General features: G+C 38.3%; 15 protein-coding genes. 7 read left to right on the forward strand and 8 right to left on the reverse strand.

Annotated features, from left to right (window positions below):
* Positions 1-3: 3 nt before the first annotated feature.
* Together AC1M9E_RS06310 and AC1M9E_RS06315 are read left to right on the forward strand one after the other, a co-directional pair.
* Entirely contained in the window at positions 4-606 is a 603-nt protein-coding gene (locus AC1M9E_RS06310) for a 2-hydroxychromene-2-carboxylate isomerase (RefSeq protein WP_481607443.1), read from the forward strand.
* A 101-nt stretch (positions 607-707) separates the two neighbouring features.
* Positions 708-1,760: an NAD(P)-dependent alcohol dehydrogenase gene (locus tag AC1M9E_RS06315; RefSeq protein ID WP_481607442.1), complete on the forward strand. Its 1,053-nt coding sequence runs from the start codon at positions 708-710 to the stop codon at positions 1,758-1,760.
* 59 nt (positions 1,761-1,819) lie between these two features.
* Here AC1M9E_RS06315 and exaC read toward each other — a convergent pair whose 3' ends face one another.
* Positions 1,820-3,331 (reverse strand): acetaldehyde dehydrogenase ExaC, encoded by a 1,512-nt coding sequence (exaC, locus tag AC1M9E_RS06320; RefSeq protein WP_035263774.1) that lies wholly within the window; start codon positions 3,329-3,331, stop codon positions 1,820-1,822.
* A gap of 204 nt (positions 3,332-3,535) precedes the next feature.
* Between exaC and AC1M9E_RS06325 the strand changes: the two genes are divergently transcribed.
* The gene (locus AC1M9E_RS06325; RefSeq protein WP_481595370.1) at positions 3,536-4,711 is read left to right on the forward strand and encodes a sigma-54-dependent transcriptional regulator family protein; all 1,176 of its coding nucleotides are present in this window, start codon (positions 3,536-3,538) and stop codon (positions 4,709-4,711) included.
* Between the two features lie 202 nt (positions 4,712-4,913).
* Here AC1M9E_RS06325 and mdh read toward each other — a convergent pair whose 3' ends face one another.
* From mdh to AC1M9E_RS06340, 3 genes are all read right to left on the reverse strand, one after another.
* Complete coding sequence (mdh, locus tag AC1M9E_RS06330; protein ID WP_035263769.1) at positions 4,914-6,086, reverse strand: iron-dependent methanol dehydrogenase; 1,173 nt, start codon at positions 6,084-6,086, stop codon at positions 4,914-4,916.
* Between the two features lie 306 nt (positions 6,087-6,392).
* On the reverse strand, positions 6,393-7,358 hold the full coding sequence (locus AC1M9E_RS06335; RefSeq protein ID WP_488225154.1) for an alpha/beta hydrolase: 966 nt from the start codon (positions 7,356-7,358) through the stop codon (positions 6,393-6,395).
* A gap of 51 nt (positions 7,359-7,409) precedes the next feature.
* On the reverse strand, positions 7,410-8,240 hold the full coding sequence (locus AC1M9E_RS06340; protein ID WP_092766390.1) for an SDR family oxidoreductase: 831 nt from the start codon (positions 8,238-8,240) through the stop codon (positions 7,410-7,412).
* A gap of 229 nt (positions 8,241-8,469) precedes the next feature.
* Between AC1M9E_RS06340 and AC1M9E_RS06345 the strand changes: the two genes are divergently transcribed.
* From AC1M9E_RS06345 to AC1M9E_RS06355, 3 genes are all read left to right on the forward strand, one after another.
* Positions 8,470-10,512 (forward strand): hypothetical protein, encoded by a 2,043-nt coding sequence (locus AC1M9E_RS06345; RefSeq protein ID WP_488225155.1) that lies wholly within the window; start codon positions 8,470-8,472, stop codon positions 10,510-10,512.
* 113 nt (positions 10,513-10,625) lie between these two features.
* Entirely contained in the window at positions 10,626-12,341 is a 1,716-nt protein-coding gene (locus tag AC1M9E_RS06350) for an AAA family ATPase (protein ID WP_481607437.1), read from the forward strand.
* Between the two features lie 52 nt (positions 12,342-12,393).
* Positions 12,394-12,762, forward strand: coding sequence for a 5-carboxymethyl-2-hydroxymuconate Delta-isomerase (locus tag AC1M9E_RS06355; protein ID WP_035263762.1), 369 nt, complete (start codon positions 12,394-12,396; stop codon positions 12,760-12,762).
* A gap of 34 nt (positions 12,763-12,796) precedes the next feature.
* Here AC1M9E_RS06355 and thiM read toward each other — a convergent pair whose 3' ends face one another.
* The 3 genes from thiM to AC1M9E_RS06370 form a co-directional block, all read right to left on the reverse strand.
* Complete coding sequence (thiM, locus tag AC1M9E_RS06360; RefSeq protein ID WP_481607436.1) at positions 12,797-13,669, reverse strand: hydroxyethylthiazole kinase; 873 nt, start codon at positions 13,667-13,669, stop codon at positions 12,797-12,799.
* 9 nt (positions 13,670-13,678) lie between these two features.
* Positions 13,679-14,839, reverse strand: coding sequence for a hypothetical protein (locus AC1M9E_RS06365; RefSeq protein ID WP_481607435.1), 1,161 nt, complete (start codon positions 14,837-14,839; stop codon positions 13,679-13,681).
* 199 nt (positions 14,840-15,038) lie between these two features.
* Positions 15,039-15,302, reverse strand: coding sequence for a hypothetical protein (locus AC1M9E_RS06370; protein ID WP_481607434.1), 264 nt, complete (start codon positions 15,300-15,302; stop codon positions 15,039-15,041).
* Positions 15,303-15,606: 304 nt separating this feature from the next.
* On the opposite strand from AC1M9E_RS06370, the gene pepN reads away from it, so the two are divergent.
* Complete coding sequence (gene pepN, locus AC1M9E_RS06375; protein WP_488225156.1) at positions 15,607-18,216, forward strand: aminopeptidase N; 2,610 nt, start codon at positions 15,607-15,609, stop codon at positions 18,214-18,216.
* A 51-nt stretch (positions 18,217-18,267) separates the two neighbouring features.
* Here pepN and putA read toward each other — a convergent pair whose 3' ends face one another.
* Entirely contained in the window at positions 18,268-22,017 is a 3,750-nt protein-coding gene (putA, locus tag AC1M9E_RS06380; RefSeq protein ID WP_488225157.1) for a trifunctional transcriptional regulator/proline dehydrogenase/L-glutamate gamma-semialdehyde dehydrogenase, read from the reverse strand.
* Between the last annotated feature and the right edge of the window lie 77 nt (positions 22,018-22,094).

The raw sequence follows: 22,094 nt of genomic DNA on the forward strand, positions 1-22,094 counted from the left end.
GACATGACTACACAACAACAAAAAGTTGAATTTTATTTCGATCTTGGCAGTCCATTTAGTTATTTGGCTTTTTATAAGCTACAAGAAATCACCCAAAAATATAATGCAGTGATTGATTACACACCAATTTTATTGGGTGGAATTTTTAAGTCGACTGGTAACAAGAGTCCAATTGAGGTGCCTGTTAAAGGGATCTATTCAATGCAAGACTTAAGTCGTTGGTCAGATTATTATCAGATCCCGATGCAGATGAATCCATATTTTCCAATGAATACATTGACTTTAATGCGTATATTAACGGCAGTGAAAATCTATCATGATGAATATTTTGAAGTGATTTTGACCAAGCTTTTTGATGCGATGTTTAGAAAGCCCTTGAATTTAGCCGATCCAGAAGTTCTGATAAATTTATTTCAAGGTGATGCAATCGACGGTCAGCAACTTTTGGATTTAAGCCAAGATCCGGTGGTAAAACAAAAATTGATTGATGAAACAAACAATGCCGTACAACGAGGGGTATTCGGAGCACCTACATTTTTTGTACGGGAAAATATGTACTGGGGGCAAGATCGCTTGCATTTCGTAGAGCGCGAATTACAAAAATAAGTGAAAAAGAAATTAGATTGAGACTCAGCTAAATTTATTAAAAATATTGATGTGATATAACGAATAAGAGAGTACGAAATTAACAGCTTGAGGAAGTCACGATGACCCATAATGTTTTAGCTTACGCAGCGCTTGATTCTAAAAGTCCACTGGTTCCATATACTTTCCAGCAACGTCAAGCTCGCACCGATGATGTCATTATTGATATTGAATACTGCGGTGTATGTCATTCTGACTTACATCAAGCGCGTAATGATTGGGGTTTTAGTCGTTACCCAATTGTACCTGGTCATGAAGTAATTGGTCGCGTAAAAAGCATCGGAGCATCGGTAACGAAGTTTAAGGTTGGAGATCTGGTCGGAATCGGGTGTATGGTAGATTCATGTCGTACTTGTTCTGCTTGTCACCAAGGTTTGGAGCAATATTGTGAAGCTGGCAATACACAAACGTATGGTAGTTTAGATCGTCATGATCAAACACCTACTTATGGTGGCTACGCACAAACGATCATTGCGAGCCAAGATTTTGTATTGAAAGTACCTGAAAATTTAGATACACAATCCATTGCACCCATCTTATGTGCTGGGATCACGACATGGTCGCCATTAAAACATTGGAATGTCGGTAAAGGCTCTAAAGTGGCTGTTGTTGGACTCGGTGGTTTAGGTCATATGGCGATTAAACTTGCTCATGCACTTGGTGCAGAAGTGACTTTATTTACACGATCAGCAAATAAAGAACAGGATGCACGTGATTTAGGTGCAGATCATGTCGTGTTATCAACAGATCCAACACAAATGAAATCAGTGAAAAATCAGTTTGATTTAATTATTGATACTGTGCCTTATGATCATGATTTAAAGCCTTATATTCCGACACTTGCATTGAGTGGGACACTGGTATTGGTAGGCTATCTCGGAGAATTTAGCAGCAATTCCGTGCCCATGATTATGGGAAGAAAATCAATCGCTGGATCGGTGATTGGTGGGATTCAAGAAACTCAAGAACTACTTGATTTTTGTGGTCAGCACAATATCGTGTCAGATGTTGAAGTCATTGATATGCAAAATATTAATGAGGCATTTGAGCGAATGCTTCAAAGTGATGTGAAATATCGTTTTGTGATTGATATGAAAAGTCTACAAGCCAGCTAATCCATTAAGCTCCTGTAGCAGAAAAGAAGCGGCAATCAGCCGCTTCTTTAGCTTTTGTTTTAGAAGAAACCCATTGGTTTAGTTGAGTAACTCACCAATAAATTTTTAGTTTGTTGGTAATGATCCAGCATCATTTTATGATTTTCACGACCAATCCCTGATTTTTTATAACCACCAAAAGCAGCATGAGCAGGGTAGATATGGTAGCAATTTGTCCAGACTCGACCTGATTGAATTGCACGTCCTGCACGATATGACGTATGCGCTGATCGTGACCAAACACCAGCACCTAATCCATAAATGGTGTCATTGGCAATGTTGATAGCATCGTCGAAATCTTTAAATGTTGTCACAGCCAAAACTGGTCCAAAAATTTCTTCTTGGAATGTTTTCATGCTGTTATTGCCTTTGAAAATCGTCGGCTCAATATAAAAACCTTGTCCAATTTCTTCACGTGCTTGACCACCTGTAAGAATTTGAGCACCTTCTTCACGACCTGTCGCAATACAACCTAAAATTTTATCTTGTTGCTCTTGCGAGGCTTGAGCACCAATCATGGTTTCTGTATCAAGTGGATGTCCCGTTTTAATTCGCTTCACGCGCTCTACAGCCATCTCTAAGAATTTATCAGCAATACTTTCCTGGACTAAAGCGCGTGATGGACAAGTACAAATTTCTCCCTGATTCAGGGCAAACATGGCAAAACCTTCAAGCGCTTTATCTAGATATTCATCATCCTTATCCATGATGTCTTCGAAGAAAATATTTGGAGATTTGCCACCCAGTTCTAATGTCACTGGAATAATATTTTCGGTGGCATATTGCATAATTAATTGACCAACCGCAGTTGAGCCAGTAAATGCAATTTTTGAAATACGTGGATTTGTGGCAAGAGGGCGTCCTACTTCAACACCATAACCATTGACGATATTCAGCACACCTGGTGGTAAAATATCTTGTATCAGTTCAACTAAAACTAGAATACTGACAGGAGTTTGCTCAGCTGGTTTTAAGACAATACAGTTCCCCGCTGCTAATGCAGGCGCAAGTTTCCACGCCGCCATTAAAATCGGAAAGTTCCATGGAATAATCTGTCCAACGACACCCAACGGCTCATGAAAATGGTAAGCGATAGTATCTTCATCGATTTCTGAAATACCACCTTCTTGTGCGCGGATACAGCCAGCAAAATAGCGGAAATGGTCAATACACAGTGGAATATCTGCAGCTAAGGTTTCACGGATAGGTTTACCATTGTCCCATGTTTCTGCCACAGCAAGTAATTCTAGATTCTCTTCTAAGCGATCTGCTATTTTTAATAAAATGTTAGAGCGAGTTGTTGCAGACGTTTTGTTCCATTCAGTTTTAGCGGCATGAGCTGCGTCCAAAGCGAGTTCAATATCCTCGACTGAAGAACGGGGAACTCGAGTAAAGACTTTCCCATCTACGGGAGAAAGATTATCAAAATACTCACCTTTTACTGGAGGAACCCATTTCCCACCAATGAAATTTTCGTATTGTGCTTTAAATTGAACTTTAGAATCTGGTTGATTGGGATCAGCGTAGCGCATAGTGTCCATCCTTTGGTTGTGCTGTAAAGTTATGGAAAATATCTTCGTCTTTGGTATTAGATATCTTCTATTATTGATGAGTTAACATAACCACAATAAGGTTGGAAAAAGGTTGGAATGATGAAGGTTTACAACTGATCAACAAATACTATAACTATAATAAGTACAACATATGCATATTGGGAAATGTTGAGATAATAAGGAATGAACTCAATGCAGACTCTTATCAAGCAAAGACAACAAATAGAAACACTTAGAGAGAAAATCAGTCTTTCAACTGTACAGGCGAAACAACTTGGTCAGCATATTTTAAAGTCTTGGCAAAGATCGAAGTTGGCAGAAATTCCGAAAGAGCGAATGGTAGCGCCGTTGATCACAACGAGTACTGTTGAAAGTAACAGCCTAAATCAAGCATTGAAAATATGTGAACAAGAGTTAAAACATGTTGCACAACAATCATCTATGGTACTTGCGGTAGGCGATATCAACAGCACCATTATTTGGACAGAAGCTAGTCAACAAATGCGTAAGGCTGCAGAACGCGTTCACTTTATTGAAGGCGGTCAATGGCGGGAGGAAGTGGTTGGAACAAATGCTTTAGCATTAACCTTGAAAACTGAAAAATCAAGTTGTGTGTTTTCAAATGAACACTATATGGAGTCTATTCATGATTGGGTGTGCTATGCAGCACCAATTGTTGATCCATTTTCGAAGCAACTCATTGGTGTATTAGATTTATCAACGACATGGGATCATCACAATAGTTTTGGACTACTCGCAGCAGAACGTTGTGCATCTTTAATACAATCAGCATTACTGAATTATCAACGCCAACATTTATTTATTCGTACCTTTGGAATTCCTCAAGTCATATTTAACGGACGTACCTTGGTGGTTACACCTAGACAGATTGAAATTTTGACAATATTGGCATTATGTCCTCAAGGGCTTAGCTTAGATTCGCTTCATCAAGCTTTGTATGGGGAGCGAAAGGTAAGCATGGGAACTTTAAAAGCTGAAATGTCGCAGCTTCGAGATTTATTGGGTGGAATGTTAGGCTCAAGACCCTATAAATTACTGGCGCATATTGAGGCTGATTTCCTCCGAATCGAAAATGCTTTAGACGTTGGATTTATTGATAAAGCTTTACAGCAGGTCAATGGTGTAATGCTCGCAAAAACAGAAAGCCCATTCTTATGTTCTTGGCGAAATTGTTTAGATTCGCGTTTGAGTGAAGCAATTTTTAACTATTGTGATGTTGAAGTGCTTTTAAAATACATTGCACGAAATCCTGATGCAGTTGATGCAATGGAGCGTTTAATGGAGTTGTCACCGCAAGATTATTCAACGCAACAACTTTTACAGCACTATCGTAATTGAGCCGAATTAAAGTAAAACACAACGGCCTAAAGCATATTCTTCGTATTGTTAACGTATTTTATCCTCATTTATTTATACCTACAAAAATTTAACGCCGCCGTTCCTGATGTAATGCACTATCAGATTCGATTGAGAATCAAAGAGTAAAAAAGAGAATCTGAAGTGTATCCAGATTCTCTTTTAGATCTAGCAACTCAAAAGTTTACATTGCAGCTTTAAAAATGTTGATGACTTGTTGGAGATCTGCTTTACGTGGGTTAGTGAGCATGCAGGCATCTTTTTGTGCATTTTGAGCCATCACTTCTAAATCTTCCTCTTTAACCGAAAGCTCTTTTAATCCTGTTGGAATGCCAATAGATTGAGAGAGGATTTTTATCGCATCAATTGCTGCATATGCAGCTTCATTAATGGTTAATCCTTCAATATTTACACCCATTAATTCAGCTATTTTGGCATAACGATCAGGGCAGGCAATTAAGTTGAACTCACAGACATGTGGGAGTAAAATCGCGTTACACACACCATGCGGAAGATTATAAAAACCGCCTAATTGGTGAGCCATGGCATGTACATAACCTAGAGAGGCGTTATTAAATGCCATGCCTGCCAAATATTGTGCATAACTCATTGCATCACGTGCTTCAATATTCTCACCATTAGCAACCGCAGGACTCAGCCATTGACTGATCATGCTGATGGCTTTTTCAGCACAGGCATCTGTAATTGGATTTGCTGCTGTTGAAACATAGGCTTCGACGGCATGAGTAAGCGCATCCATACCTGTTGCAGCTGTCAATGCTGCAGGTTTTGCGATCATCAGTTTAGGATCATCTATGGCAATGAGTGGAGTGCAACGCCAATCGACGATTGCCATTTTTACATGAGTTTCTGTATTGGTAATAATACAGAAACGCGTCATTTCCGAAGCAGTTCCTGCAGTTGTGTTGATTGCAATAAGAGGTGTCATCGGAACGGTACTTTTATCGATTCCTTCATAGTCGCGAATGTGCCCACCACCTGCAGTCACTAAACCAATACCTTTAGCACAATCATGTGAAGAGCCACCACCTAAAGAAATAATAAAATCACAAGCATTATTATTGTAGGCTTCCACACCATCGTGGACATTAATATCAGTCGGATTAGGCTCGGCACCAGCAAATATGTAGCTCTCCACTTGCGCTTCTTTTAAATAGCCAGCGATGATATCTGCGACACCAAATTTGTATAAACCTGCATCAGTCACAATCAGTGCTTTTTTAGCCCCTAAATTTTGGGCTTTGCTTCCAACTTCTTTAGCACTACCTGGTCCGAAAAGTGAAACACAAGGGATATAAAAACCGTTTGTTTGGTCTGCAATATTTTTAAAAGCCATGGTGAGATTCCTTTTACCATTTATTGTTGTGTTCGGCGATATTTACCGTGTTTGCAGTATTGGACACGCTTGAGAAGATGTGTACCTACCAAATACCAACCCAATTTCTCCATGGCTCAAAACAAGAAACAGAAAGCAAGAAATAATATTTCAAATGGGTGAAAAGCAGATTGGTCGCAAAGGTCTGTGAAGAGATGGGAACGTTGAAGAATAGAAATATTGTATGACCAAGAGAAAGTCCATTCAGCTTGATCAATACACATTAACAATCAAGACCACTAAAATGAGGTCTTAGATGAACAGAGTTTAGAGATTTTTTGAAGCAAGCCAAGCGAAGAGTTGGTCATATACTTGCTGACGAACCAGTTTTTTTGAAAGAACCAAATCATGCAGACCATCTTTAATTGTCATTACAGTGACATCACCTTGTAATGCTTTTGCATATTTTTCGATAGTTTTTACATCTAAAATCACATCAGAGGTCTGAGCATCAATGTTATATTTCTTGGGATTGGTCGTGCGACTTGAGTGCATAACAAGGAGCGGAACTGAAATTTTAGGACCAGATTGAATTTTCTGTTGTGCTTTCGCAACAGCACCGATAAAACTCAAATACACTTTGGTGTAGGTTTTAGGTTTAAGCTGGAGATCAAAACTCCATTCGCCATTTAAATTTTCGTGCAAACTCTTCACGTAAAATTTATTTAATTCACTTGGTAATTGCATCAACGGAAATTGCTGAGCTAATTTTGCAATCATTGGAAGCGCATATTTTTTTTTCAAGACATTCATATTGAAATCATAAAATGGGCTGTTGGCCCAGATTGCTTTAATCAATGGATGATCAGGGTGTCGAATTGAAAAATAAGTGGCAGTTAAACCGCCTGTAGAATGACCGCATAATAATACCGATTCATTTCCCTCACTTTGAATTGTATTCAATGCGGCATGAATATCTTCATCATATTCGGTTAGGGCTTTCACAAAATAAGGTTTTTGATGCGGAAGTAGTGATCTACCGTATTTTCTAAGGTCAATGGCGTAAAAATGAAAACCTTGGGCATTAAATTTTTTCGCCATTTCTTGTTGAAAGAAATAATCAATAAAGCCATGGATATACAGCACAGCTTTAGTTGATGGAATATCTGATGGGCGACGTACTAATGTTGCAATAACCTCACCATCATAATCAGGCGAAAATTTGAAAATATGTTGCTCAAATTTTTCACCTAAAATGTCGGGTTGGTATTGTAGCGTGGTCTCAGCACTCATTTTTTCGATCATCTATTGATTCATTCCCTGATTCAAAATTGTTTATATTGACTATAAATATTCTTTTAAAAGTTGTTCTGTCTCGTCAAACAATCGCTGAGCTAAACTACGATTTTTCGCATGTGCAGATTGAAAAGCTGGTGTTTGCAAACTTTTGTATTGACCTGTTTTCTTAGACCATTCAGGTGATAACGCAATTTGATGAATAAGATTTGCTGGTTTGTTGGGTGAGATTAAGAACAATTTTAAAGCGCGATATTGATAGTTAGGAAGCTCGCGATAAATTTCGGAATCCACACCACCTGGATGAATTGCATTACTGGTGATAGATGTGCCTTTGAGCTTTTCAGCTAAGGCATGACTAAATAGTAAATTTGCTAATTTACTATTTCCATAGCTGAGTACACCGTTATATTTTTTAACAGAATGAAATTTAAATTGATGTGTGTCAATTTTACCCAGAACATGCATCATGGATGCAAGATGAATGATACGGCCTGAAGGCGCGTTTTGAAGTAAAGGTAACAATTGTATTGTCCACACAAAATGTCCTAGATAATTGACACCTATTTGTTTTTCAAAACCATTAGCCGTTTCTTCTAATTTAGGCGTCATTAGACCTGCATTGTTGACCAAAATATCAATCTGTGAATATTTTTCTTTTAAAGTTTGTGCTGCAGATTTGACTTGATTTAAATCATTTAAATCTAATTCTACAATATCAATTTGACCATGACCTTTGGTGCTGATTTCTGCTTTAGCTTTCTGAGCTTTATCCAAATTACGACAGGCAAGTACGACATGATGACCATCTTCAACAAATTTTTTTGCTGTCGCTAATCCAATTCCTGTATTTGCACCTGTAATCACCACTGTTTTCATTATTGTCTCTAAAGTTCTTAGTATGAGATTGTTTTAATACAGTCAGAGCAGTGAGTCAAACGTACTTTCAAGAAATTTTCATATAATTGTTGCATGATACGAACTGCTTATCTGACTCATACAAAAGTTACAGAATCTGAATAGCACAACTCATTTTAAGATAGAATAATATAGTTATATCGTTGTTATTTTTAAAATTCTTCCAGTCTTTCTTATTTAGGCAAACTGTATGCTGGCGTGTCCTCCGCAAAATCCAAAGCAACGTCATCAATATACTGCACAGGCATTAATTGATCATTGCGATACACTCAAAGCCGTATTTCAGGATCAGTGGTTATATCTATGGACGATTACGCCTGAAAATTTATTCGTAATTGATCAGGAAAATAATAGCTTAGTGATCGCAGATGGACTGCTCACAGTTGAGTGTATCGATGATTATAAAATTCAATTTTATACATCCCACTCAAATGTCGAGATTCAAAAAATTGCGGATTTTATGTTCAATGATTTTAGTTTTATCTTTAATCATAAGGCCTCACATCATTCTTTATATTTAAAAACGAAAGTGCAGTTATTTCGTCAAATGCTGGTTGAAGAAGTCTTTAAATGGGTCGATGGAGAAAATCGTGTTGAACAGTGCCTCTATAATTTGACCGATCAGCAAGCGATGCAGTTAGATCGAATCATGATGCAAAGTGAGTATTATGATGAACCTCATTTGCTGAATTTCAGCCGATTTGGTGCTGAAATACCTCTGGAAGTTGAACTAAATTTTAAACATCTGTGTTTGGTCAATTCAGTCATGGGAGATAATTTTCTTGCAGTGCAAAAATTGATCCCAGTATACGATCAGTTAAGCACTTCAGCAGAATTAATGTTGCCAAAACGGTTATATCGTATGGCACAAATTTCGTTCGAGGAACAATTTAGCTTATCTCAATTGGTAGACTTAGAGCCTGATTTCAATTTACTCAAACAGCATAACGAGCAAACACCGCATTTATTAGGTTTTACACGTTGGATCAAACGAGGGTATTGGCAGTATCAAGATATTTTCAATAAACAAAATTTTTTAAATAAAGATGTGCAGTATTGGGTAGAAGATATAGCGCAACAGTCGCCACTGTTTATACACAAAAGAGCAGTGAATTGGTTATTTAAACAAGATTATCTTGTCATCGACTGGGTAAGTGAAAATTTAAAAGATCCAAATATTCGATTGGCTGTCACCGCTTTAAGTTTTGTGGATTGCTCTAAAGTACATCCGCATGTCATACAACTCTCGATTCAATATTTTGAACAGGTTATCGGTCGTTTATTTATTTCTGAGTGTTTACGTATTTCACAGCAACAAGCATGGTTTGAACTATCTGCTGAGCATCATTCATATGCATTGAATGAGGCACAAAATGCTCAAGATTTTAAAAAATCACAGCCACTCACGGCTTCTATTTTATATCTTAAGGAATGGTTGGACTTGTTATGGTCATTGGATCAGCAAGGATTGAGTTCAGTGAAATATGTCTTTAAACGTATTTCTCAAGTGATGCAGTCTTATATGTTGTTTTTAAATGACTTAGTTAAAGATCTACCTGATGAAATCATCAAATTTATTGAGCCCTCAACACAACATCAAACGCATTTTCATTTCTTGATGCAGCAGTATCATATCAATCTAGATGAGTTTAGGCAGCGCTTTAAACATCCAAACTCTCAATATAACCGCAGCAATAGTATTTTTGACTCTTATGTCGCAGATTATCTCATTGATTTTTTTCAACAAGATCGAACCATTGCGAAAAACATGACATGGCCCGCATGGTATCAGCAAGCAATACGTTGGCATCAACATTTACATTATGTTGATACATTGACGACTTTGAAATTGCGACATGCTGAGAGTCATTGGAAACGAGTATCACCCCAAGCAGTTATGTATACAGAGAATTGGAAATTTGTGGAATTGAATGAGTTAGAGCAAATTATTCAAGAGTCTGTAAATTATAAACATTGTTTGGCTTTATCTTATACCCAAAGAATTATTGATGGTGAATATGTGGCGTTCCATATGTCAAATTTACATGATCCCTCACAGCATTTGACACTCGGTTGTTTTTTTAAATTCGATCAGTTGCATTTTGACCAACTGCGTTTGCCCAATAATGAAGTTGCTGATCTTAAGGTTGTGAGGGAAGCCAAAGCGTTTGTACATCAAGTCAATGAAATGTTGATTTGGAATTTTGGAGATCCTGAACAAATCAACAACTGATGCGCCTTAAATTGACGTATTCACGCGTTAACATGATCACAAGGCTGATTTTTGGCTTAACTTTTTGATGAAATGTCGTTAGGCTATGAGCGTTCAAATTAGGTTAAGCACATATGAAACAAGAAACTGCACTGAAGTTAATGAAAGCAGGGGAAAATGTCTTTTTGACAGGTTCTGCGGGTGCAGGAAAAACGTATACGCTTAATCAATATATTAATTATCTTAAGGCACGAAAAGTTTTAGTCGCCATTACTGCATCTACAGGCATTGCAGCCACACACATGAATGGGATGACCATTCATACGTGGGCGGGGATCGGGATCAAAGATTTTTTATCAGATGATGATCTAAAACGCATGAAAGAGCGTAAATATCTCAAAGAGCATTTAGAAAATGCGCAGGTATTGATCATTGATGAAATTTCGATGTTACATGCAAAGCAGCTTAATTTAGTTAATCAAGTGCTCAAGTTTTTTAAAGAGTCTGATGAAGCATTTGGTGGCATACAGGTGATTGCCGCTGGAGATTTCTTCCAGTTACCACCAGTCGGACGCAATGACGAAAAAAATCGAGATAAATTCTGTTTTATGTCCCAGGCTTGGGTAGAAGCGAAATTTCGTGTTTGTTATTTAACTGAACAACATCGACAAGATGACTCAGCCTTGAATGATATTTTGAATGCAATCCGTGCGCAAAATATTCAAGCCGAGCATATTCAAGCTTTACAACAAACGCGTGAGCAAGATATTGGTGAAACATTTACACGTTTGTATACCCATAATATGGATGTTGATGCCATTAATTACCGTCATTTAAATGAGATTGATGGGGATGGTCATCAATTTTGTGCACAAATGGATGGTAATGAAAAATTAATCGAGACATTAAAATCTTCCGTACGTGCACCAGAAGAATTGACCTTAAAGAAACATGCCAAAGTCATGTTTGTAAAAAACAATTTTGATGTGGGTTATATCAATGGCAGCCTTGGTGAAGTCATTGGCTTTGAAGAAGTAGATGATCACGGGGTATTACCTAAAGTTAAATTAACAGACGGCACTGTTCTGGTGGTCGAACCTGAAACCTGGTCTGTTGATAATGATGCAGGAAAGACAATCGCGAGTTTTTCCCAAGTTCCTTTGCGGTTAGCTTGGGCGATTACTATTCATAAGTCTCAAGGGATGACTTTATCGGCGGCGGAAATCAATTTGGCGAATACCTTTGAAAAGGGTCAGGGCTATGTCGCCTTATCTCGTTTGAAATCTATTGATGGTCTGAGGTTGCTCGGCTTCAATGAGCAAGCATTAGAATTAGACAGTTTAGCAATTAAAGCCGACCGAAGATTTCAAGAACTCTCTGATGAAGCAGAAGCGCATTTTGGTGATGCTGATTTAGAAGCGCAACATAAGGCATTTATTCGGCACTGTGGTGGCACACTCAATGAGCTTGAGATTAGTCGTAATGAGAAAAAAATTGCCAAAAATGCAGGCAAAGCCAATTATGCCACCGCGACTCTCGATGAAACTCGCGAACTCTTTGAAAATGGTTATGAAATTCAGGATATTGCGGTTGAGCGTGGTTTAACGCCAGCAACCATTATTAACCACTTAGGCAAACTCCATCGTGAGCAGGGCTTAGATATCTCGGTTGCTCATCCTGGGGATGAAGTCGTTGAACAAGTACGTAAAATCTATAAAAAATTACTTAAAAGACAGAGTCCTGAACATTTCGGTGAAGATGGTGCGATCAAGTTGCGTCCGATCGTGGAAAATACCAATCCGCGTATGGGCTATGACCAAGTGAGATTAGCCTTATTATTCATTGAATAATGAGTTACGCATTTGAAATTGATTTTTTAACACACAAGCAAAGGGAATTAAGATGCCACAGATGATCGTTGAGTATTCGGATAATATCCAAAATTTAGATGCGCAAGCGTTACTTTTAGGCTTAAACCACGCTTTATTTGATACAGGTCTAGTGGGGCATCCTTCTGATATCAAATCACGTATTCGTGCTAATAGTGATTTCCTGATTGGTTTTGGCGAAGAGCCTCAAGCTTATATTCATGTTCGTTTAGGGATCATGACGGGGCGTAATGAAGAACAAAAGAATCTTATTTCAGATCGCTTAAATGAGTATCTTCATAGCTTTAATGGTTATCATGCTCAAGGCTTAACGGTTCAATTGATCATTGAGTTAGCGGAAATGCCAAAAGAGCATTATCGTAAAGGTAGAGTTCAGAAGTAAGACTAAAAAGGCTGAAGTGATCTTCAGCCTATCGTTATGCAGCAAAAGTCAGTATTTCGATATCTGCACTGTTTTGAATTTTTTCAGCCGAATAGCTATAGAGTTCATCGATGAAAGCGACATTAAAACTTCCGACAGTTTGAGCCTGCGTATAAGCGAGCTTACCTGCGATGGCAAAGTGTACATGGGCAGCAATACATGCAATGGTTGGGTTTGTTACGCCAGCATAAGCAGCAATTAATGCACCTAAGGCGCATCCTGTAGCGGTAACTTTTGGCTGTAAATGTGAACCACCATTAATCTTAACCATACATCCATAAGACTTAGAAAGAATAAAATCAGATTCGCCAGAAATTGCGATACATTCAGAGTAATCTAATAAAGTTTTTGCCTGTTCTACTACGGCAGCGCTATCGAGGGTACTGTCTACACCCTTAGATTGATTTTGTTGTCCAGCTAAGCTCCCAATTTCTGAAGCATTACCTCGGATAATGGTGGGTTTAAACCGCAATAAATCATTTGTAATTTCAGTACGCCATGGCAAAACAGCACTATAGCCAACAGGATCTAATACCCAAGGTATATTTTTTTTGTGAGCAGTTTCTGTGGCAATTTTCATTGCGGCAACTTGTTCTGTATGAGGTGTCCCTAAATTGATACTTAAAGCTTGACTAATACCCACGAAACTTTCAGCTTCAAAAGGATTATCAATCATGGCAGGTGAGGCACCAGCAGCTAACAGTACATTTGCGACATAGTTGGCAGCAACCTGATTGGTCATACAATGCACTAAAGGTTGAGTGGTTCTTAACAGATGCCATGCTTCAATGACCTGTTTAAGAATCTCTTGGGTTTGAACCTCAATATCTTTTGGAGCATTTGCTATCAAGTTTTCTGGATGATTCATAGTCGTTCGCTAGCGTGTAAAATAGTGGTCTTGGTGATTACAATTACGACAAATTAAACTGACATAGTCATCAGCGTCATAATCCACAGAAAGTTCATTCGAGCCACAATTCATACAACGTTTTTGTGAGTAGAAATTTAAACGTGGCTCGATTTTACTCCACGATCGCCAAACAGGTTGAAAAAAGATTGATTCATCATAGCCTAGAAAATGAAAAAATAAGATTTCGCTCATTTTACTTAAAGGCAAGTTAGGTAGCCTTGGCAGTGTTGAGGTTTCCCATTTTTCAGCTAAAGAACGTTCACGATATTGCTGTAAAGTCTTTTTTAAAAGGTTGGTATTGATAAAATTTTCATTACGGGCTTGGAGTGCTTTCTGATGGTGCAAATACTCAAGCGCAGTTTGAACTAAATAATAGATTTGACCCACAGCAAGAGAGTCTAATAATCTAAAACAAAAGGTTTGAAAACTCTGATTTCCAGCAATTTGAACGCCCCAAGTTCGACAGTAGTATTGCGCAAATTGAATAATTTCTTGGTACAACAGAGTATAGAGTGCACTTTTGACTTCATCACTATTTTTAAATGGTACACCTTGGCTCAGATTTTCATAAAAGAGCTGACGTAACGCTTGAGTAATACTAAACAAGCTCGGCTCAGAATAGCCGTCAAGACGGACATTAATATAGTATTGACTGAGTTCACTCGAAAAGTCACGTGGGACAAGAATATTGTCTTTCAAAAGTTGTTTCATCAAATGATTTTGAAATAAATAACTTGGGGTAATGGTATGATATTTAATATTTTCCCAATCGATGAATTCTTGATGTTGGGTATGCTCATGGACTTGTTGATCTAATATTGAGAGTAAAAACAACTTGTGCATAAAGCTCAGTTGATGCAAATCGAGTTCTTGTATGTCTTTATTCTTCGATGCAATCTTACGTTGTTCTTGAATGCGAGTTTCCTGCATCATTTTCTTTCGTTTTGCTGTGCAGCGCTCACAATGGCAGTTGCGGTTTTCATCTTGAAAGACTTGATGGTGGCAATGGGAACATTGATGGAATAGGATTTCTTTATCAAATTCTTCTGCTTCAATAAAGTACATACTGGCCTGACAAAGTGGACAGAAACTACTTTCATCAGCATTTTTTTGGAGAATTTGCAACATGGCAGCACTTTAATTTCAAGATGAAAGAATTATACACACGATTGTTCAACATCGCTTGATTGAGTCAGTATTGAAAACAAATCTGACTGGTGTTGCGATCAATAAAATAAGCAGGTGAATGCCTGCTTATGTGAAATATATGAATAGATCGAACCGGAAAATCATTTCCTCAAGTGTTAGATCGACCTAGATAGAGGATTTAATAGGTTAAAGGGCAAGGGAGCTCTGAATCGGAAAAATGTTGCATTTTAGCTTGGATCAGTACCTGAGATTTCTTTTGAGATAATCTCTTGATTCCGAGTACATCATAGTTTTTCAATACAGCTGTGACTTCTGATGTTTCAATAGGCATTCCCTCACTGGTTAAAAACGCTGCAATCACGCGATGATCAATTTTAGCAGCATCCATCATCTGCATGGTTTTGATGTTTTCTACTCTGACTATATGGTTCCTGATGAGCATGATTCACCTCATTTATGATTTATAAGTTTTTTGATGATTACCGCTCTTAAACTGAAGCAATAATTATGCTTGAAAATAAATAAGTGAATTTTTGTTACATTTCTATCGTACTTAGACAAGATATTTGAAACGGGTAATAAAGAAGCAAACTGTTGTTACTACAAATAAATTAAATTGAAAAAAACATGAATAGACCCATATTAAATAGAGCGTCAAACACAGACAATTCGTCAATTTTGACCTATGATCAATTGACTTCACATAAAAGCATAATCGCTGTAAAGAACAGCTTATAGGACGAGTTATGAATATCGCGGCAAATCCAGTGATCGAAGCAGATCAAACGATTTTTTTGAAAGATTATCAGAAGCCAGCATTTGTCGTGGATTCGATTGATTTAAATATCCAAGTCTATGACGATCATACGATGGTGACAGGCACACTAAAAATGCAACGTCAGACTGAAGGTGATTTGGTATTGCTTGGTCGTGAGCTTGAGTTGAAGTCAATTACACTGAATGGTCAAGAGTTAGATTCTTCGCAATATCATCTAGATGATGAACAGTTAGTGATTAAAGATGCACCTGATGATGCATGCATCGTTACAGTCGTTGAAATTCATCCTGAATCAAACACACAACTTGAAGGTTTATACCAAGCAGCATCTGATCTGTTTGTAACTCAAAACGAGCCAGAAGGCTTTCGTAAAATTACGTTCTATCCAGACCGTCCAGATGTGCTGTCTGTTTTCACAACACGTGTCGAAGCGGATAAGAAATTTCCAGTCCTACTGGCGAATGGTAATTTAATTGAAGCGGGTGAAGTGGGCGAAGGACGTCATTATACCATTTGGCAAGATCCAACCAAGAAACCAGCCTATCTCTTTGCATGTGTCATTGGAGACTTAGCGGTATTAAAAGATCGTTACGTCACTTCTGAAGGTCGTGATGTAGCTCTAGAAATTTATGCTGAAGAAAAAGATATTCCTAAGTGCCATATTGCCATGGAAGCACTTAAACATTCTATGCGTTGGGATGAAGAGCACTATGGATTACCTTATGATTTAGACAATTATATGATTGTCGCGACCAGTGCATTCAATATGGGTGCAATGGAAAACAAAGGGCTTAATATTTTTAACACATCATGTGTTTTAGCTGATGAAGAATACACGACTGATGCTGCGATTATGCGTGTTCAATCTGTTATCGCTCATGAATATTTCCATAACTGGACGGGTAATCGTATTACTTGCCGAGACTGGTTCCAACTTTGTCTGAAAGAAGGTTTAACCGTTTTCCGTGATCAATCTTTTTCTGAGGATTTGCAGTCTGCTGCTGTTCAACGAATTGATGATGTGGCAGTGCTTAAAGCGCATCAATTCCCTGAGGATTCAGGCCCATTGTCTCATCCTCCACGTCCAGATCATTTCGTAGAAATTAATAACTTCTATACAGCGACTGTGTATGAAAAAGGTGCAGAAATTAACCGAATGATGGCGACTTTATTAGGTAAAGAAAAATTCCGTAAAGGAACGGATGAGTATTTCCGTCGCCATGATGGTCAAGCTGTGACTGTGGAAGATTGGGTTGCTGCATTATCAGCAGGTTCTGGTGTGGATTTATCAGGATTTTTAACTTGGTATAACCAACCGGGTACACCTAAGCTTGAAGCCAAAGGTGAGTATGATGCTGAGCAGAAAACTTATCGTTTAAACTTTAAGCAAAGTTTAAAACCACATCCAAAATATCCAAACTTAAAAGCGGTTCCAATTCCTGTCGCTTTGGCTTTGTTTGATGAACACACTGGTGAGCAACTTCAACTTGAATGCTCAGCTTTAGTTGAAGATCAAGTCAAAGATGGTGTTTACTTATTCACGACTGATGAAGCAACGATCGAGTTTAAAAACGTGGCGAAGGTGCCTGTAATTTCACTATTACGAAATTTCTCTGCACCTGTGAATTTAGAGTTTAATTATACTGATGAACAGCTTGCGTTATTATTACAGTACGAAACCAATGGCTTTAATCAGTGGCAAGCGACGCAAACATTGCTTGAGCGCATCTTATTAAATGACCAACCTGCTGACATATATATTGAAGCGATGTTAAAAACGCTACCTAGAGTAATTCAGCAAGATCCGCTGTTAGCTTCACGTTTATTTGATGTTCCGAGTGAAGGTTATTTGGGTAGTCGTATTGACCACGATTATCAACCGACAGCGATCTATGAAAAGCGTAATGCTCTATTAGATACTTTGTCTCGCCGTTTAGGTGATTTTGCTAAAGAGACTTATTTATCATTAGATCCAGCAATACAGTCAGATTTTTCCCAAGCTATGGGTACACGTGCTTTAAAGAACATCATGCTTTCATTTATTGCGCGTCAAGGAGATGAGGCTGCATTTGATTTAGCTGAGCAACAGTATCGTCAAACACGTAATATGTCTGAACGTTTAGGTGCTTTAAAAGTGTTGGTTTGGAATGATGCACCGCAAGCTGTTGAGATTTTAGAAGATTTCTATACGCGTTTTAAAGATGAGGCTCTATCAATGGATCAGTGGTTTATGATCCAAGCAGCTCATCCGAAAGCGACAGCAGAAACGATTCAAAAACTGACATCACATGCTGATTACGATCTTAAAGTACCTAATCGAATCCGTGCTGTAACTGGTGGTTTAAATTCAAACCCTGTCAATACTTGGAGTTTTGGGGTAGATCATATTATTCAGTTGGCTCAATATTTGGATGAAAAGAATCCGATTGTAGGCTCACGTTTGTTACAACTTTTATCACGTTGGTACACGTTAGCCCATCCTCAACAAGCCGAAGTCAAAGCGAAACTCGAAGCATTGAAACCTATCGTGAAATCTAAAAATGTATCTGAAACTTTAAATAGTATGCTTGCTGTTTAAATCACAAATAAAAAACCAGTGCAATGCACTGGTTTTTTTGACTCAACAGAATCAAGCTTGCATGGTCATTAGACTCGCATTACCACCTGCAGCTGCGGTATTAATACTAATTGCACGTTCAATAAAGAAGCGTTCTAAAGGAATGTCATAATTACCAGGCTCTAGATGTGTTATTCCGATGATCGGACCTTGTCGCTGAGCCACTTTATCTTGCAATTTTAACAGTTGATTTTTGGTGCCATGATGTAGAATTGCATCAAAACTACCTGTCTCAATATCAGCAATAATGGCGATACGTTGAGCGACCTCTTTAGGCATAGACTGTAAGTATTTTAAAACAAACGTATTCTCACCTAGAACAGTTGGCTGAGAGCCAACCGCGAGAATGGCATGAAGTTGATGAATCTGATCTATTTCTTGATCTGCCAAGCTTAAAACACGATGTCTCGGTAACACAACATATTGATTGCTTTCACCTGTTGGTCCTTGTAATTCATAGCTATGTCCGACACAACTTGGTTGCAACACCTTCATTTGATAATGAGGAAATGACTTATTGACCCAATCTTTATATTGATTCAATAAGTTTTGATGTTCAGTCAATTCAACGCCTTTGCTCGTTGCATAAGGTTGTTCAATTTTTTTATGTGTACATTCATGCATTAACCGATAAATATACATCGGTCCACCAGCTTTGGGACCTGTACCAGATAAACCTTCTCCACCGAAGGGTTGTACACCGACAACAGCACCTACAATGTTGCGGTTAATATAGAGATTTCCAACTTCTGCTTTTGAAATTACGGTTTGTATGGTTTCATCGATACGCGTGTGTAAGCCCATAGTCAAACCATAGCCTTTGGCATTGATTTGATCAATAAGTCGATCAAGTTCGCCATATTTATAAGTAATGACATGCAGTACTGGACCAAAAACTTCACGTTCAAGATCATCTAAATGTGGTAACTCAACTAAAGTCGGTTTAACAAATGTCCCTTGCTTGAGATGAGAGTCATCTTCATCCCACATGAGTTGTTGAACGGGATAACCCAGAGATTTCATTTTATTAATATGTTGATCAATGGTTTGTTTTGCTTCTCGATTAATTACAGGTCCAATATCAGTTTTCAATAAACTTGGAATGCCGACACGCAATTGCTTCATTGCACCTTTGAGCATTTTGATCACGGTATGTGCATTATCTTCTTGAACACATAAAATTCGCAGTGCTGAACAACGCTGACCTGCACTATCAAATGCTGAGCTGACAACATCTAATACCACCTGTTCAGTCAGGGCAGAAGAATCTACGATCATGGCATTTTGACCGCCAGTTTCTGCAATGAGAGGTATTGATTGACCAAATTGATTCAGTCGTTTTGCAACGGTTTTCTGCAAAATTTTCGCAACCTCAGTTGACCCTGTAAACATAATACCTTGAATACGATGATCACTACTGAGTTGTGCACCCACTGTTTCACCACGTCCTGGCAAGAGCTGTAAGACAGATTGTGGTACGCCAGATTCCCAAAGGATCTGAACTGCAATTGAGGCAATTAAAGGAGTTTGCTCCGCTGGTTTGGCGATTACAGTATTCCCTGTTACAAGTGCCGCCGCGATTTGACCTGTAAAAATTGCCAATGGGAAGTTCCAAGGACTAATACACAGTACTGTACCTAAGGGTTGAATAACGGCTTTGTGTTCTAGATCTTTCACTTGTGCTGCGTAGTAGCGTAAGAAATCTACTGCTTCGCGTACTTCAGCAATCGCATTGGCAAATGTTTTACCGCTTTCGCGACTGAGCAGAACCATTAGCTCTTCAAGTCGAGACTCCATCACATTGGATGCTGTAATTAAATATTCTGCACGTTGATCTTTTTCTAAATTTTGCCAATCCTGCTGTGCTTCAGTCGCATTAACTAACGCCATTTCCACTTGCATGGCATGAGTCTCCGTCACTTCACCGACAATATCTTGATGGTTCGCAGGATTGAGAATTGCCATTGACTCTGTATCGTGTACGGATTCATCTAATCTCAGACCCATTGGGGTGGCTTTAATTTGAACTTTAGACCATTGTTGATAAGTATGATTCAAATGTTCAAGGTCTTGGTCATTTGCAAGATCAATTCCAAGAGAGTTAGGGCGATGATCAGCATATAAATGTTTCGGATATGGAATAGCAGGGTGCTTTAATCCAACTTTGCCTTCGATTCGACTTGTGACATCAATGGTTTGATGTGGATTTTCAATCAAGTCATCAATTTTGAGTGTTTTATCAGCAATACGATTTACAAAAGACGTGTTTGCCCCATTTTCAAGCAATCGTCTAACCAAATAAGCCAAAAGGGTTTCGTGATTTCCGACAGGTGCATAAATTCGGCAAGGTACGCCAAGTTTATCATCTGCTTTAGAACCGACGACTTGTTCATAAAGTGGTTCACCCATGCCATGTAAACATTGGAATTCGTATTGTCCCTTATAATATTGTTCAGGATTTGCCAAATGATAAATAGTGGCTAAGGTTTGTGCATTATGTGTTGCGAATTGTGGATAAATAAAGTCTGGTTCGGCTAAAAGTTTGCGAGCACATGCAATATAAGATAAATCTGTGTGCACTTTTCGAGTAAAGACAGGATAATCGGTCATGCCTTCAACTTGTGCTTTCTTAATTTCACTGTCCCAATAGGCGCCTTTGACTAAACGAATCATTAAACGTTTTTGACTACGCTTAGCTAAATCAATGATGTAATCGACCACGTAAAAACATCTTTTTTGATAAGCTTGAATCACAAATCCAATGCCTTTCCAGCCATTCAATTTTGGTTCGAAACATAAGCGTTCAAGAAGTTCCAATGAAATTTCCAGACGATCAGTTTCTTCAGCATCGATATTTAGACCAATATCATATTGTTTCGCTAGAACCGCTAGATTAAAGACTTTGTGATAAAGCTCATCGTGTACACGGTCAATTTGCGAGCGTTGATAACGTGAATGAAGTGCTGAAAGTTTGATTGATATACCAGGGCCTTCGTAAACATCTTTGTCAGACGATGCCTTACCAATCGCATGAATCGCATTTGTATAATCTTGATAATAGCGCTCTGCATCATGATCTGTAAGCGCTGCTTCACCTAACATATCATATGAGTAACGAAAGCCTTGTTCTTCTAATCGTTCGGCATTATTTAACGCCTCATCAATGGTTTCACCTGTCACAAACTGTTCACCCATCATACGCATAGCAACATCAACGGCTTTGCGAATAATGCCACGGCCACTTCGTGCCAAGATGCCTGTGAGTAGACCAGATAAACTATTTGCTTTAGGTGTTTCCATTAACTTACCGGTCAACATTAAGCCCCATGCTGCCGCGTTTACAAACATTAGGCTGCTTTGACCTAAATGATCTTTCCAATTGCCTTGGTTGATTTTGTCTTTGATCAATAAGTCACGTGTTGCTTTATCAGGGATACGTAAGAGCGCTTCAGCTAAACACATGAGCGCAATACCTTCTTGTGAAGATAATGAAAATTCTTGTAATAAACCCTGTACAATGCCTGCTTTGCCCGCTGCCCCTTTACGTTCACGTAATGAATGCGCTAAATTGAAGGCTAATTGATAAATTTTGTCTGAAATTTCTTGATCAATCTCGGTCTCTTCGAGAAGTGTTTCGACACATTCAGATTCATCACGGCGCCATGCACGATTTATTTCTAATTCTAGATCTGATTTATCTTTAAATTCAGTAATGTCTTGAATGTCTAATGGGCGAGAAAGGGGTGAGCTAAGTTGTTCCATGAGATATACGCCAGCGTCCTGTGACAATGAAATAGATTTATCTTTAAGGTTTATTTAATTTATGATTACAGAAAATA

The sequence above is a fragment of the Acinetobacter sp. 24-47-47 genome (assembly GCF_057737035.1).